Source organism: Streptosporangium sp. LJ11, assembly GCF_051918945.1.
Taxonomy (GTDB): domain Bacteria; phylum Actinomycetota; class Actinomycetes; order Streptosporangiales; family Streptosporangiaceae; genus Streptosporangium.
Genome location: NZ_JBPXMB010000005.1, coordinates 129,919 through 144,946, shown reverse-complemented (window position 1 = coordinate 144,946; position 15,028 = coordinate 129,919). Strand labels below are relative to the sequence as shown.

The following is a 15,028-nucleotide window of genomic DNA, read 5'->3' as shown; positions in this document are numbered from 1 at the left end:
AAGGCTATACCGAAGACCCCGGGACGACGGACGGCCCCGGCGCGGAACGCCGGGGCCGCTCGTACAGGGAGCTGTGAGGGAACCGTCAGCCGGTGACGGCCGCGCTGAAGTCCCTGTCCTCCTCGTAGGGGCCGATGACCGCGAGGGTCATCGGGCGGGTGAGGACCTCCGAGGCGACCTCGGCGATCTGCTCCGGGGTCACCGCGTCGATCCTGGCGAGCAGGTCGTCGACCGAGAGCAGCTCGTCGAAGACCAGCTCGCCCTTGCCGATCCTGGACATCCGGGAACCGGTGTCCTCCAGGCCGAGCACGAGACCGCCGCGCATCTGGCCCTTGCCGCGGACGATCTCCTCCTCGGTGATGCCGTCGGCGACCACGCGGAGCACCTCCTCGCGGCAGATCTTCAGCACGTCGTCGATCTTCGACGGCAGGCAGCCGACGTAGATGCCGAACTGGCCGGTGTCGGCGAGGGCGGAGGTGTAGGAGTAGGCCGAGTAGGCCAGGCCCCTCTTCTCCCTGATCTCCTGGAACAGCCGTGAGGACATGCCGCCGCCCAGCGCCGCGTTGAGCACGCCGAGCGCGAAGCGGCGCTCGTCGGTGCGGGTCAGCGCCGTCGTGCCGAGGACCAGGTTGGCCTGCTCGGTCGGCCGGTGCACCACCCGCGTGCCGGAGCGGAGCTCGACGCCGGGACCCGACACGCGCGGGGGCACCGGCGAGGCGTCCCCGCCCAGGGCCCCGGCCCGCTCGTAGGCCGCGGCGACCAGGGCCACGACCCGCTCGTGATCGACGTTGCCCGCCACCGACACCACGGTGTGGGTGGGCAGGTAGTAGCGCCGGTAGTACTCGGCGATCCGGTCGCGGGTGACCGCGGTGATCGAGTCGACCGTGCCGAGGATCGGCCTGCCGACCGGCGTGTCACCGTACAGCTCGGCGGAGAACTGCTCGTGCACCACGTCCGAGGGATCGTCGTCGTGCATGGCGATCTCCTCCAGGATCACGCCACGCTCGGCCTCGACGTCCTCCTCGCTGATGAGCGAGGAGGTCACCACGTCGGCGAGCACGTCGATCGCCACCCGCAGGTCCTCGTCGAGGACCCGCGCGTAGTAGCAGGTGTACTCCTTGGCGGTGAACGCGTTGATCTCGCCGCCGATGCCCTCGATGGCCGCGGAGATCTCCAGGGCGTCCCGCGTGGGCGTGCCCTTGAACAGCAGGTGCTCGAGGAAGTGGGAGGAGCCCATGTGCTGGGGGGACTCGTCTCTCGATCCGATGCCGACCCACATGCCGACCGCGACGGAACGCACGGTCGGCATGGACTCGGTCACCACCCGGAGCCCACCGGGAAGGACGGTGCGCTTCACGACCCCGGCGCCGTCCTTGCCGGGGTGCAGAGTGGTGGTGATCACGAGTTGCGGTCTTCCCCTCCGCCGCCACCACGGTTGCCGCCACCGCCACCGCCGTTGCTGCTGCGGGTGCGGGTGCGGCGGGGCCGCTCCTCGCGGGGCCGCTCGTCGGCGGCGGCGGACGCCTCGGCGGCCGGGGCCGACGACGGCTCGGCGTCACCGGACTCGGCCCTGGCCGCGGCCTCCTTCTCGATGACCTCGACGGGCACCAGGGAGAGCTTGCCGCGCGAGTCGATCTCGGCGATCTCCACCTGGACCTTCTCGCCGACGTTCATGACGTCCTCGACGTTCTCGATGCGCTTGCCGCCGTGCAGCTTGCGGATCTGGGAGACGTGCAGGAGGCCGTCCTTGCCCGGCATGAGGGAGATGAAGGCACCGAAGGCGGCGATCTTGACGACCGTGCCCAGGTAGCGCTCGCCGACCTCCGGCATGTGCGGGTTCGCGATGGCGTTGATCGCCGACCTGGCCGCCTCGGCGGACGGGCCGTCGGTGGCGCCGATGTAGATGGTTCCGTCGTCTTCCAGGGTGATCTCGGCGCCGGTGTCGTCCTGGATCTGGTTGATCATCTTGCCCTTCGGGCCGATGACCTCTCCGATCTTGTCCACCGGGATCTTGATCGTGATGATGCGCGGGGCCGTCGCGTTCATCTCCGCCGGGGAGTCGATGGCCTCCTGCATCACGTCGATGATCGCCAGGCGGGCGCCCTTGGCCTGCCGCAGCGCGGCCGACAGCACGGAGGCCGGGATGCCGTCCAGCTTGGTGTCGAGCTGGAGGGCGGTGATGACGTCCTTGGTGCCGGCGACCTTGAAGTCCATGTCGCCCATGGCGTCCTCGGCACCGAGGATGTCGGTCAGCGTGACGTACTGGTCGCCCTCGTTGATGAGGCCCATCGCGATGCCCGCGACGATGCCCTTCAGCGGGACGCCCGCGTCGAGCAGCGCCATCGTCGAGGCGCAGACCGACCCCATGGAGGTCGAGCCGTTGGAGCTCAGCGCCTCGGAGACCTGGCGGATCGCGTACGGGAACTCCTCGCGCGCCGGCAGCACCGGCAGGAGCGCCCGCTCGGCGAGCGCGCCGTGACCGATCTCGCGCCGCTTGGGCGAGCCCACCCGGCCGGTCTCACCGGTGGAGTAGGGCGGGAAGTTGTAGTTGTGCATGTAGCGCTTGGTGCGCTCGGGGTTGAGCGTGTCGATCATCTGCTCCATGCGGAGCATGTTGAGCGTGGTGATGCCCAGGATCTGGGTCTCGCCGCGCTCGAACAGGGCCGAGCCGTGCACGCGGGGCACGATGTGGACCTCGGCGCTGAGCTGCCGGATGTCCTTGACGCCGCGGCCGTCGATGCGGACGCCCTCGGCGATGACGCGCTCGCGCATGAGCTTCTTGGTCAGCGACCGGAACGCGGCGCCGATCTCCTTCTCGCGGCCCTCGAAGTCGGGGCCGACCTTCTCCAGCACCAGGGCCTTGACCCGGTCGAGCTCGGTCTCGCGCTCCTGCTTGCCGGCGATGGTGAGCGCGGCGGCGAGCTCGCTGCGCACCGCGCCGGTCACGGCCTCTAGGACGTCGTCCTGGTAGTCGAGGAACAGGGGGTACTCGGCGGTCTCCTTGGCGGCGACCTTCGCGACCTTGGCCTGCGCCTCGCACAGCACCTTGATGAACGGCTTGGCGGCCTCGAGGCCCTGGGCCACGGTCTCCTCGGTCGGCGCCACGGCACCCTCGGCGACCAGCTTGAGCGTGTCGCGGGTGGACTCGGCCTCGACCATCATGATCGCGACGTCGCCGTCGTCCAGGACGCGGCCCGCGACCACCATGTCGAAGGTGGCACTGGCCAGCTCGGTGTTGGTCGGGAAGGCGACCCACTGGCCCTCGATCAGCGCGACGCGGACGCCGCCGATCGGGCCGGAGAACGGCAGCCCGGCGAGCTGGGTGGACAGGGACGCGGCGTTGATCGCCACGACGTCGTACAGGTGCTCGGGGTGCAGCGCCATGATGGTGGCGACGACCTGGATCTCGTTGCGCAGACCCTTGACGAACGAGGGGCGCAGCGGCCGGTCGATCAGGCGGCAGGTGAGGATGGCGTCCTCGGAGGGACGGCCCTCACGCCGGAAGAACGAGCCGGGGATGCGGCCCGCGGCGTACATTCGCTCCTCGACGTCCACCGTGAGGGGGAAGAAGTCGAGGTTCTCCTTGGGATTCTTGGACGCGGTGGTCGCGGAGAGGACCATCGTGTCGTCGTCGAGATAGACGACGGCGGAACCCGCCGCCTGGCGCGCGAGCCGCCCGGTCTCGAACCGGATGGTACGCGTGCCGAATGAGCCGTTGTCGATAACGGCTTCGCTGCTGTGGACACCCTCCACGGGGGACCTCCTTGTTTCGGTCGCCCGCGTCCGGCCAGACGCACGTGTCGCGCCTGGTTCGTCATGTTGCCGGCTCCCCGTAGGTGCAGCGCCGGTCTTCGATCGAAGCGCCCGGTTCCGTATGGCTTGTGCCATGATGACCGGGGGCCACTACCGAGGACCGGCCCTCCGACGCCGTGGGGCGCGCTTGCTTGCGGACGCGGGGCACTGTCTCGGCTATTCAGTTTGCTCACCGGGGCGGCGTCTTCGTGGCGCGACGCGCCGACACCACCCCGTATGAGATATGAGGGAGCGGCGCGAACGCCACTCCCTCACAACACTATCGGCGCAGGCCGAGCCGCTCGATGAGCGAGCGGTAGCGCGCGATGTCCTTGCTCTGCAGGTACTTCAGCAGCCGGCGACGGCGGCCGACGAGCAGCAGCAGGCCACGACGGCTGTGGTGGTCGTGCTTGTGCACCTTCAGGTGCTCGGTGAGCTCGCTGATGCGCTTGCTGAGCAGCGCGATCTGCACCTCGGGGGAACCGGTGTCGGTCTCACCCTTGGCGTAGTCACCGATGATCTGCTTCTTTGCTGCGGTGTCGAGCGACACTTTTCTCCTTGAACCTCTGCGGGCACGCGCAATTCCGGCTCCCCGAACGACCGTGCGTGCCTACAGTCGCCGTGGCGAGATCAGCACCGGGATCATCGATCGCCGGTTACAGAGCTGACATGCCAGGTTACCACCGGCTTCAGTGCCCTCGCACATCGTACGAAAGCACCGGCGAGCCCTGTCAGGAAACCCCGGCGGGACCGGACAGGAGCAGGACGGGAGCAGGCGGTGGCAGGCGGGAAAGGTCAGCTCGTCAAGCGCCGCACCTCGTCCACGTCGGCGTGGATCTGCGCGACGAGCGCCTCGATCGAGTCGAACCTGGTGTTGCCCCGCAACCTCGGCCCGAAGTCCACGGCCACGTGCGCGCCGTAGAGATCGAGGTCGTCGCGGTCGAGCGCGTACGCCTCGACCGTGCGGGGCACGCCCTCGAAGGTCGGGTTGGTGCCCACCGAGATCGCCGCCGGCCAGCGCTCGCCGCCGTAGACGGCGGGCAGGTTTCCGGTCGAGACCCCCTGCAGCCAGCCGGCGTAGACGCCGTCGGCGGGGATCGCGGTGAACTCCGGCGACTCCAGGTTCGCCGTCGGGAAACCGAGTTGCCGGCCGCGCTGGTAACCGCGGACCACCACGCCCTCGACCCGGTGGGGGCGGCCGAGCGTCCGCGTGACCGCCTCCATGTCCCCGGCGGCGATCTGCTCGCGGATCCGGGTGGAGGAGATCGTCTCCCCCTCGCTGACCAGCGGGACCGCCTCGGCCACGAAGTCGTACTTCTCCCCGAGGGTGCGCAGCGTCTCCACGTCACCGGAGGCCTTGTGCCCGAAGCGGAAGTTCTCCCCCACCACGACCCCGGCGGCGTGCAACCGGTCGACGAGCACGGTCTGCACGAACTCGTCCGGGCTCATCCGGGAGAACTCCAGTGTGAACGGCAGGACGCACACCGCGTCGACGCCCAGCCCCGCGAGGAGCTCGGTGCGGTGCCTGGCCGTCGTCAGCCTCGGCGGGTGCGTGCCGGGCCGCACGACCTCCTCCGGATGCGGGTCGAAGGTCACCACCACCGAGGACACCCCGAGACGCGCGGCCATCGCGACGGCACGGGTCACCATCTGCTGGTGCCCGCGATGAACGCCGTCGAAGACGCCGATGGTGATGACGGACCTGCCCCAGTCTTCGGGCACGTCGTCCAATCCGTGCCAGCCTCGCACCGCAGCCTCTTCCCTCGTAGCGGATGAACCCCTAAAGACTGCCATGCTCCGAGTCCTTCTCCCCAATCGGGGAGCCCCTTGGCCGCGACCGCCGCCGGCCACGCGGGACCTCGGAGAACGTCGAAGAGCGTCGGAGGACTTTCGACGGACTTTCGACGGACTTCGCAGGACGAACCGGACAGGCGATGACAGGCAGCCCGTCAGGAGACGAAGACCGCCAGGGACTTGGCGATCTGGCCGTGCTCCTCGACCAGCGCCACCAGGGTTCCGTCGGGGCCGAACACCCCGATCGGCCCGCTTCCCAGGCCCAGCGCGGGCAACCGCCCGCCGTGCGCGACGGAGGCCGCCTCCTCGGCGGTCACGTCCCGGCGGGGAAAGGCCACCGCGACCGCGTCGGCCATCGGCAGGATCACGCACTCGGCGGCGAGCCGCTCCAGGGTGCGGGCCGCCGACAGGTCGTAGGGGCCCACCCGGGTACGGCGCAGGGCGGTCAGGTGGCCGCCGACCCCCAGGCCGGCGCCCAGGTCGCGGGCGAGCGCGCGGATGTAGGTGCCGCTGGAACAGGACACCGAGGCGTCGACGTCGACGAGGTCGCCGTGCCGGCGTACGGCGGTGATCTCGAAGCCCGACACGGTCACCGGGCGAGCCTTGAGCTCGACCTCCTCGCCCGCCCTGGCCCGCTTGTAGGCCCGCTCGCCGTTCACCTTGATGGCGCTGACCTGCGGCGGGATCTGCATGATCGGGCCGGTCAGCGTGGCGACACCCTTCCTGATCTCCTCCTCGGCGACCTGTGCCGCCGACGCGGTGGCGATGATCTCGCCCTCGGCGTCGTCGGTGTTGGTGGTCTGGCCGAGGCGGATCGTCGCGTCGTAGCCCTTCTCGGTGAGCGCGAGGTGGCCGAGCAGGCGGGTGGCCTTCTCGACGCCGACCACCAGCACGCCGGTGGCCATCGGGTCGAGGGTGCCGGCGTGGCCGACCTTGCGGGTGCCCGCGATGCCGCGGAGCTTGGCCACGACGTCGTGCGAGGTCCACTCGGCGGGCTTGTCGACGATGATCAACCCGCTCGGCGGCGGGGTGCGCTTGGCGCGAGCCGTACTCATTTCGGTCCTTACAGGCGTGCCGGGAAGGGTTTTACAGCAGGGCCCGGAGACTCGCGATCGTCTCCTCGACGGGCTGGTGGGAGGTGAAACCCGCCGCCTTGGCGTGCCCGCCGCCCCCCAGCGCGGCGCTGACGCGCGAGACGTCCACCCCGCCCTTGGAGCGCATGGAGACCTGCCAGACGCCTTCGTCGTCCTCCTTGAGGATGGTGGCGACGTCCGCCTGGTCGGTGCGCCGGATCACGTCGATGATCCCCTCGATCTCGTCGTACGGCAGCCCGTACGCGGCGCGGTCGGCGCGGGTGACGAACGTCCAGACCAGGCCGCCGCCCACCTCGGGCTCCAGCCGCACCCTGTCGAGCACGGCGCCGAGCACCTTCAGGTAGCCGAACGGGGAACGGTCCCACAGCTCACGGGCGATCTTCTCGGGGTCGAGCCCGGTGTCCAGCAGCCGGGCGGCCATGGCGTGCGTGTCAGGAGTGGTGGAGGAGTGCCTGAAGGAGCCGGTGTCGGTGACGAGCCCGACGTACAGGCAGGTCGCGATGTCCTTGTCGACCGGCAGGCCGAGCCGGTGGATCAGCTCCTCGGCGAGCACGGCGGTGGCCGCGGCGCCGGGGTCGACCAGGTTGAGGGTGCCGAACCCGGTGTTGGACGGGTGGTGGTCCAGCACGACCAGCTCGTGTGCCTTGGCCGTGTTGCCGGTCAGCACGCCGAGACGCCCGACGGCGGGAACGTCGAAGGTGACCATCACCTCGGGCGCGGCCGGGTAGTGCGCGGGATCGGCGAGCAGATCCTGCCCCGGCAGGAAGCGCAGCAGCCTGGGCACCGTGAAGCGCCGGTCGCCGAAGGAGGCGGTGACCCGCTTGCCCGCCGCGCGCAGCGCGAGCCCGACGCCCAGCATGGAGCCGAGCGCGTCGCCGTCGGGCGAGACGTGGCAGGCCAGCGCGATCTCGTCCGCGGCGGAGATGAGCTCGACGGCCCGGGCCCAGTCTTGACCGGACACCGGGCCCGCCGAGCCGTCGTCACGCAGGTCGGGCGTCACGTCGCGGAGTGTCCCGCGCGTTCCGAGGATTCGTCTTCTTCGTCCCCGGAGTCGTCGCCGTCTTCCCGGTCCTCGGGCTTGCGGTAGGGGTCGGCGTCCCCGGCGTGCGAGGCTCCCTCGGCCCGCTTGGCGATCTCCACGTCCCTGGCCTTCGCCTCGGCGAGCAGGTCCTCCAGGTGGCGGGCGGTGTCGGGAAGCGGGTCATGGGTGAACGTCAGCGTCGGGGTGTGGCGCAGGCCCGTCTGGCGGCCCACCTCCGAGCGGATGAGCCCCTTGGCGCTCTCCAGGGCCACGGCGGAGTCGGCCCGCTCGGCCTCGGAGCCGAACACGGTGTAGAACACCGTGGCCTCGCCCAGGTCGTTGGTGATGCGCGTGTCCGTCACGGTCACGAACCCCAGCCTGGGGTCCTTGATGCGGCGCTCCAGCATCTCCGCCACGATCTGCTGGATCCGATCGGCGATCTTGCGTGCGCGTGCGGCGTCCATAGCTCCCCCCTTCTCACGGGGAGGGCCGGTGGCGGTAGGGGTGCTTCCGCCGACCGGCCGTCTCCGTATCTAGTCCTCGTCCTCGTTGTAGAGCCGGTGCCTGGCGGACAGCAGCTCGATCTCCGGGTGGAAGGCGATCAGTCGCTCGCAGTCGTCCAGCACCGCGCCGCAGTTGGCGGCGGTGGAGGAGACGACCGCGATCCCGATCTCGGTACGGCGATGCAGATCAAGATGGCCGGTCTCCGCGACGGCCACACCCGGGAACCGTCGCTGCACCTCGGCGACGATGGGACGCACCACCGAGCGCTTCTGCTTCAGCGAGTGGACGTCGCCGAGCAGGATGTCCAATGTCAGGGCACCTACATACATAGTGGGTCACTCGCCACGGTCGGCACCGTGCCACGGGGCGCGGGCCCCGCCCGCCGGCCGCGCACCCGAGGGGGCGCGGCCGGCGGAACGGTTCCTTCGCCTGTCGAGGCATCAGGCTCGCGGCTTCTCCCGCATCTCGAAGGTCTCGATGACGTCATCGATCTTGATGTCGCTGTAGCCGACACCGATACCGCACTCGAACCCTTCACGGACCTCGGTCGCGTCGTCCTTGAAACGGCGCAGCGAGGAGACGGTGAGGTTGTCGGAGATGACGACCCCGCCGCGGATGATCCGGGCCTTGCTGTTGCGGACGATCGTGCCCGAGCGGACCAGAGCACCGGCGATGTTGCCGATCTTCGGCACCTTGAAGACCTCGCGGACTTCGGCGGTGCCCATCTGGACCTCTTCGAACTCCGGCTTGAGCATGCCCTTGAGGGCCGCCTCGATCTCCTCGATCGCCTGGTAGATGACCGAGTAGTAGCGGATGTCGACGCCCTCGCGCTCGGCCAGGTCGCGCGCCCTGACCTCGGGACGCACGTTGAAGCCGATGATGACGGCGTTGTCGTCGGCGACCGCCAGGTTGACGTCGTACTCGGTGATCGCACCGACGGCGCGGTGGAGCACCCGCAGGCGCACCTCGTCGCCGACGTCGATCTTGAGCAGCGCGTCCTCCAGGGCCTCGACGGAACCGGAGACGTCACCCTTGATGATGAGCTTGAGCTCGTCGACCTGGCCCTTCTCCATCTCGCTGAAGAGCTCTTCGAGGGTGCGGCGACGGCCGGACTTGGCCATGTCCGCGATGCGCTTGCGCGCGGCGCGCTGCTGGGCGATCTGGCGCGCCATCCGGTCGTCGGTGACGACGATGAAGTTGTCACCGGCTCCCGGCGTCGCGGTCAGACCCAGGACCTGCACCGGACGGGACGGGTCGGCCTCCGGGATCGCCTCGCCCTTGTCGTCGAGCATCGCCCGGACGCGGCCGAAGGCCTCGCCACAGACGATCGAGTCGCCGACGCGGAGCGTGCCGCGCTGGACCAGCACGGTCGCGACCGGGCCGCGGCCCTTGTCGAGGTGCGCCTCGATGGCGACGCCCTGGGCGTCCATCGTGGCGTTGGCCCGCAGGTCGAGCTCGGCGTCCGCGGTGAGCAGGATGGCCTCGAGCAGCTGCTCGATGCCGATCCCGTTCTTGGCGGAGATGTCGACGAACATCGTGGTGCCGCCGTACTCCTCGGCGACCAGGCCGTACTCGGTGAGCTGGGCCCGCACCTTGCCCGGGTCCGCGCCCTCCTTGTCGACCTTGTTGACCGCGACGACGATCGGCACGTCGGCCGCCTGGGCGTGGTTGAGCGCCTCGACGGTCTGCGGCTTCACACCGTCGTCGGCCGCGACGACCAGGACGGCGATGTCGGTCACCTTGGCGCCTCGGGCACGCATGGCGGTGAACGCCTCGTGACCCGGGGTGTCGATGAAGGTGATCTTCCGGTCTTCGCCCTCGTGCACGGTGGCGATCTGGTAGGCACCGATGTGCTGGGTGATGCCACCGGCCTCCCGCGCCACCTCGTTGGTGTTGCGGATGGCGTCGAGCAGCTTGGTCTTACCGTGGTCGACGTGACCCATCACGGTCACCACCGGCGGACGCGCGACCAGGTCGGACTCGTCGCCCTCGTCCTCGCCGAACTCGATGTCGAAGGTCTCCAGGAGCTCGCGGTCCTCCTCCTCCGGGCTGACCACAAGCAGGTTGTAGTCGAGCTCGGCGGCCAGAAGCTGGAGCGTCTCCTCGTTGACCGACTGCGTGGCGGTCACCATCTCGCCCAGGTGCAGCATGATCTGCACCAGGGACGCCGGGATCGCGCCGATCTTGTCGGCGAAGTCCGACAGGGAGGCGCCGCGCGACAGGCGGATCGTCTGCCCGTTGCCGCGGGGGGCCTGCACGCCGCCGATCGCCGGGGCCTGCATGTTGTCGAACTCCTGGCGCCGCTGGCGCTTGGACTTGCGACCGCGGGTCGGGCGTCCTCCGGGACGGCCGAACGCGCCCGCGGTGCCTCCACCGCGACCACGGCCACCGCCGCCGGGACGGCCGGCGAAACCGCCGCCGCCACCACCGGGACCACCGGTTCCGGTGCCGGGACGGCCTGCGCCGCCACCGCCACCCGGGCGACCGGCGAAACCGCCGCCGCCACCGGGACGACCGCCGCCACCGCCGGGACGGCCGGCGCCGCCACCGGGACGACCGGCACCCGCACCGCCGCCGGGACGGCCGGCGCCGCCACCGCCGCCACCGGGACCGGCGGGCCGGCCCTGGGGCATCATCATCGGGCTGGGACGCGGACCGCCGGGACGCGGGCCGCCGGGGCCGCCCGCACCGCCGCCGGGACGCGGGCCACCGGCACCGGGACCCGGACGCGGGCCACCGGATCCGGGCGGGCCGGAACGTGCGCCGGGCGGACGGGGACCGGCGTTGTCGCGGTCCTGACGAGGACCGCGGTCCTCGCGGGGACCGGGACGCGGACCCCTGTCGCCGGGACCGCCGTCACGGCCGGGGCCACCGGGACCACCGGGGCCGCCGGCCCGCGGCGGACGGGCCTGACCCATGCCGCTGGCGTTCGACGAGAACGGGTTGTTGCCGGGGCGCGGGCCACGCGGGCCCGGACGCGGACCGGGCTTGGGCGCACCGGCACCGGGGGCACCGGCACCGGGCCTGGGGCCCGAAGGCGCTCCACCCGGACCGCCCGCCGGACGACCGCCCTCGGGACGCGCCTCGGGGCGCTGGGCGGGACCCGGACGCGGAGCGGGCCTGGGACCCGGCTTGGGACCGGGGCCGGAGGCCGCCGGACGCGCGCTGTCGGTGCGGGGTGCCTCGAACCGCGGGGCCTGCACCTGCGGCGGCTGCTGACGCGGCGGCTGCGGGGGCTGGACCGGCGGAGCCGGGGGGACGACCGGCGGGGCCGCCTGCGGCGCGGGGGCCGCGGGACGAGCCGGTGCGGGACCCGGACGAGGACCCGGCCTGGGGGCCGGTCCCGGCTTGGGGATTGATGTCGACGCCGTGGAGGCGCCGTTGGGCTGGCCGTCTCCCGGCCGAGGGGCCGCCTGAGGCGGCCTGGGGCCTCTGCCCCTGTCGGACGAGCCCTTACTGGGGCCGCCCAAAGCTTCCGTGAGCCTGCGGACTACCGGTGCTTCGATAGTCGAGGACGCCGAACGCACGAACTCGCCCATCTCCTGGAGCTTGGCCATGACGACCTTGCTCTCCACACCGAACTCCTTGGCGAGCTCGTATACCCGGACCTTCGCCACTGCACTCCCTTGTCTCGGCCCGGGAGGCGGTGCCGCCGGACCGTCGTTACGTTGACGTACTCATCGCCGCATGCTCATCAGGCGCTCATAGCTATCTGACCAGCCCATCAAATCGGCGTCCTACATGACAGTCGGTAACCATTTCACCCGATCCTTTCATCGTGTTGCTCTTCCAGGTGGCCACGCAGCCGCGACAGGTCGAGCGATTCCGCGACGCGAAAAGCACGCGGAAACGCTCGGCGACGCTCTGCGAGTTCGAGACAGCTCAAGGTGGGATGCAGTGAAGCACCACGACCTTGGAGCCGTCTTCGCAGGTCAGGGACGATAACGCCCTCGACCACCACCAGGCGGAGCAGCTCGGAGGAAACCGTGCGAACCCGGCACCCCACACATGTTCTCAGTGGGGCAGCCTGGCCACCATATTCCAGCTTACCGTGTGGGCGCATCTGCGGGACCGGCCGCGTCCCCCGGCTGGGTGTCGGGACGGATGTCGATCCGCCAGCCGGTGAGGCGGGCCGCCAGCCGGGCGTTCTGGCCCTCCTTGCCGATGGCGAGGGAGAGCTGGTAGTCCGGCACGGTCACGCGCGCGGCGCGGCCGTCGAAGTCGATCACCTCTACGTGGGAAACGCGGGCCGGAGACAGCGCATTCCCCACGAAATCCGCGGGATCCTCCGACCAGTCGATGATGTCGATCTTCTCGCCGTGCAGCTCCGTCATCACGTTGCGTACCCGTGAGCCCATCGGGCCGATGCAGGCGCCCTTGGCGTTCACTCCCGGGCGCCGCGACCTGACCGCGAGCTTGGTGCGGTGACCGGCCTCGCGGGCGACGGCGGCGATCTCGACCGTGCCGTCGGCGATCTCGGGCACCTCCAGCGCGAAGAGCTTCTTCACCAGGCCGGGGTGGGTGCGCGACAGGGTCACCGAGGGGCCCTTGTGGCCCTTCTTGACCTGCACCACGTAGCAGCGGATGCGGTCGCCGTGGACGTACTCCTCGCCCGGGACCTGCTCGCTGTGCGGCAGCACCGCCTCGATCTTGCCCAGGTCGACCAGGACCACTCGCGGGTCCTTGCCCTGCTGGATGACTCCCGCCACCAGCTCGCCCTCGCGGCTGGCGAACTCACCGAAGTTGATCTCGTCCTCGGCGTCGCGCAGCTGCTGCAGGATGACCTGCTTGGCGGTGGTCGCGGCGATGCGGCTGAAGTTGCCCGGGGTGTCGTCGAACTCCCTGAGCACCTCCCCGCTCTCGTCGTCGAGCTCGGCGGCGAAGATGGTCACGTGCCCGGACTTGCGGTCGAGCTCGGCGCGCGCCTTGGCCGCCGCGCCCTCACTCCGGAAATATGCGATCAGCAGCGCGTCCTCGATCGCCTTGACGACCAGGTCGAAGGAGATGTCCTTCTCCCGCTCCAGGCTGCGCAGGACGCTCATGTCGATGTCCACGAGGCTTCCCCCTTAGCCCTCGTCGCCGTCTTCGCCGTCGTCTTCGGCGTCGTCGAGCCGGCGGAATTCCACCTGCACCCGTCCTCGGGTCAGGTCCTCATAGTCGATGCGGCGCGGCGCGCCGTCGACGTCCAGCTCCACGCCGGTCTCGTCGGTGGCGACGATCCGGCCCTCCACGGCGCTGCCGTCCCTCAGGTCGGCCTTGACCAGCCTCTTCACCGCGCGGCGCCAGTGGCGCGGCTCGGTGAGGGGACGGTCGACCCCCGGAGAGGAGACCTCGAGCACGTACGGGGTGGCCCCCATCGCCTCGTCGGCGTCCAGCGTCGCGGAGACGGCGTGGCTGACCTCCGCGACGTCGTCGAGGCTCACGCCCCCGTCACGATCGACCACGACACGCAGCAGCCGCCGCTTGCCCGCGGGGGTGACCGTGACGTCCTCCAAGTCGAGCCCTTCGGCTCCGACGACAGGTTCCAGAAGCTCTATCAGGCGGTCGCGGGATGTGGCGCTGCCCATGCCGACCTCCCATTGTCACGATCTCAGCCGGGCGGACCTCGCCCATGCGATTAACCAGCCTATCCACACCAGGGCGTGGAAACAGCGCCACTCGGTGTGGCGGAGCCGTCCGAGAAGCGAGGTGAGTGCCATTATTCCAAGCCCGTACGATGCTAAGTGCGTCAGCTGCCGACACAGAACCGGAGGTCGTCGTGCGTTCCGTCTCCCGGCGCGCCCTGCTGCGGGGCGGCGCTCTCGGGGTCGCGGCCGTGACGGTCACGGGATGCGCCGCCGAGGAGCGGGTGCCTCCCGCGGCCGCGCCGCCCGACCCCGAGACCCTGCTCCTGCGTGAGCTGATCGCGGGCAAGGAGCGGACCGTCGCCCTGTACGCCTCGGCGGCCTCGGCCCGGCTGGAGCCCTTCAGGCAGCGGCACGAGGCCCATCTGGCCGAGCTCCGCCGCCGTCTCCCGCCCGCTCCGGCCGCCACGTCCGCGACCCCGGCGCCCACTCCTTCGCCCTCCGGGAGCGCGGCCCAGGGCGGCGGCCCCTCGGTACGGACCCTGCGGGACCTGGAACGCAGGGCGGCGGCGCTGCGCACCCGCCAGATCGAGGGGGTCTCGCCCCCGCTGGCCCAGTTGCTCGCCTCCATCGGCGCCTGTGAGGCCGCGCACGCCGTGGCCCTGTCGAGGTCGCTGTGAGAGGCGGCCGGAGGACCGGGGTCAGGGCCGATCAGGGGCTCGGCGCGGCGCTGGCGGCCGAGCACGCCGCCGTGTACGCCTACGGGGTCCTCGCGGCCAGGACCACGGGCAGGCTCCGCGTGGCGATGACGACCGCCTACAACGCCCACCGCGCCCGCCGCGACCAGCTCCGCACCATGACCATCGCCGCGGGCGGCACGCCCGCCGAGCCGAAGGCGGTCTACGCGCTCCCGGTCACGCCGTCGAGCGCGGCGCAGGCGGTGGAGCTGGCCGTGCTGGTCGAGCGGGGGGTGACCGGTGCCTACCTGGAGCTGGCGGCGTCCCCGGACCCGGCCCTGCGCAGGATGGCCGCGCTGGCCATGCAGGAATGCGCCGTCCGCTCCTACAGCCTGCGCCCCGAGATCGAGGCCTTTCCCGGCATGCCGCCCCGGACGGCGCCCGAACCCGCCGCCACCCCCGCGGTGACCCCGTCCCGGTGACGTTTCCCGCCGTTTTTCCCGGGTGACCGCCTCCCGGCCGAAAGGCCGGAACCGGACTGGTCAGCGTGGAAAACGATCTCTGGCCGGAGGCCCCGGATTC

At 71.0% G+C, this 15,028-nt stretch carries 14 protein-coding genes; 2 read left to right on the top strand and 12 right to left on the bottom strand.

The window, feature by feature from the left end; all coding sequences use genetic code 11:
* Positions 1-85: 85 nt before the first annotated feature.
* From ACTOQ3_RS09690 to rimP, 12 genes are all read right to left on the bottom strand, one after another.
* On the bottom strand, positions 86-1,399 hold the full coding sequence (locus tag ACTOQ3_RS09690; protein WP_440083177.1) for a M16 family metallopeptidase: 1,314 nt from the start codon (positions 1,397-1,399) through the stop codon (positions 86-88).
* On the bottom strand, positions 1,399-3,753 hold the full coding sequence (locus ACTOQ3_RS09685; protein WP_440083009.1) for a polyribonucleotide nucleotidyltransferase: 2,355 nt from the start codon (positions 3,751-3,753) through the stop codon (positions 1,399-1,401). The genes ACTOQ3_RS09690 and ACTOQ3_RS09685 overlap by 1 nt, the downstream gene beginning before the upstream one ends.
* A 319-nt stretch (positions 3,754-4,072) precedes the next feature.
* The gene (gene rpsO / locus ACTOQ3_RS09680) at positions 4,073-4,342 is read right to left on the bottom strand and encodes a 30S ribosomal protein S15 (RefSeq protein ID WP_030904195.1); all 270 of its coding nucleotides are present in this window, start codon (positions 4,340-4,342) and stop codon (positions 4,073-4,075) included.
* A gap of 245 nt (positions 4,343-4,587) precedes the next feature.
* Positions 4,588-5,541: a bifunctional riboflavin kinase/FAD synthetase gene (locus tag ACTOQ3_RS09675; protein WP_440071124.1), complete on the bottom strand. Its 954-nt coding sequence runs from the start codon at positions 5,539-5,541 to the stop codon at positions 4,588-4,590.
* A 200-nt stretch (positions 5,542-5,741) separates the two neighbouring features.
* Positions 5,742-6,641: a tRNA pseudouridine(55) synthase TruB gene (gene truB, locus ACTOQ3_RS09670; protein WP_440083008.1), complete on the bottom strand. Its 900-nt coding sequence runs from the start codon at positions 6,639-6,641 to the stop codon at positions 5,742-5,744.
* A 31-nt stretch (positions 6,642-6,672) separates the two neighbouring features.
* The gene (locus ACTOQ3_RS09665; RefSeq protein WP_440083007.1) at positions 6,673-7,680 is read right to left on the bottom strand and encodes a DHH family phosphoesterase; all 1,008 of its coding nucleotides are present in this window, start codon (positions 7,678-7,680) and stop codon (positions 6,673-6,675) included.
* Entirely contained in the window at positions 7,677-8,165 is a 489-nt protein-coding gene (gene rbfA / locus ACTOQ3_RS09660; protein ID WP_344745459.1) for a 30S ribosome-binding factor RbfA, read from the bottom strand. The genes ACTOQ3_RS09665 and rbfA overlap by 4 nt, the downstream gene beginning before the upstream one ends.
* A 69-nt stretch (positions 8,166-8,234) precedes the next feature.
* Entirely contained in the window at positions 8,235-8,534 is a 300-nt protein-coding gene (locus ACTOQ3_RS09655) for a DUF503 domain-containing protein (protein WP_329091737.1), read from the bottom strand.
* 111 nt (positions 8,535-8,645) lie between these two features.
* Positions 8,646-11,822, bottom strand: a complete 3,177-nt coding sequence (gene infB, locus ACTOQ3_RS09650) for a translation initiation factor IF-2 (RefSeq protein WP_440083006.1) — start codon at positions 11,820-11,822, stop codon at positions 8,646-8,648.
* Between the two features lie 143 nt (positions 11,823-11,965).
* Complete coding sequence (locus tag ACTOQ3_RS09645; protein ID WP_362677636.1) at positions 11,966-12,268, bottom strand: YlxR family protein; 303 nt, start codon at positions 12,266-12,268, stop codon at positions 11,966-11,968.
* Positions 12,252-13,247, bottom strand: coding sequence for a transcription termination factor NusA (nusA, locus tag ACTOQ3_RS09640; RefSeq protein ID WP_350972934.1), 996 nt, complete (start codon positions 13,245-13,247; stop codon positions 12,252-12,254). Before nusA ends, ACTOQ3_RS09645 begins: the two co-directional genes overlap by 17 nt.
* Positions 13,248-13,271: 24 nt before the next feature.
* On the bottom strand, positions 13,272-13,772 hold the full coding sequence (rimP, locus tag ACTOQ3_RS09635; protein ID WP_350972788.1) for a ribosome maturation factor RimP: 501 nt from the start codon (positions 13,770-13,772) through the stop codon (positions 13,272-13,274).
* Between the two features lie 191 nt (positions 13,773-13,963).
* Here rimP and ACTOQ3_RS09630 point away from each other — a divergent pair, with 191 nt between their 5' ends.
* Together ACTOQ3_RS09630 and ACTOQ3_RS09625 are read left to right on the top strand one after the other, a co-directional pair.
* The gene (locus ACTOQ3_RS09630) at positions 13,964-14,449 is read left to right on the top strand and encodes a hypothetical protein (protein WP_440083005.1); all 486 of its coding nucleotides are present in this window, start codon (positions 13,964-13,966) and stop codon (positions 14,447-14,449) included.
* Positions 14,446-14,928 carry a ferritin-like domain-containing protein gene (locus tag ACTOQ3_RS09625; protein WP_440083004.1) on the top strand — a complete coding sequence of 161 codons (483 nt, stop codon included), beginning with the start codon at positions 14,446-14,448 and terminating at the stop codon, positions 14,926-14,928. Before ACTOQ3_RS09630 ends, ACTOQ3_RS09625 begins: the two co-directional genes overlap by 4 nt.
* The last annotated feature ends 100 nt before the right edge of the window (positions 14,929-15,028 follow it).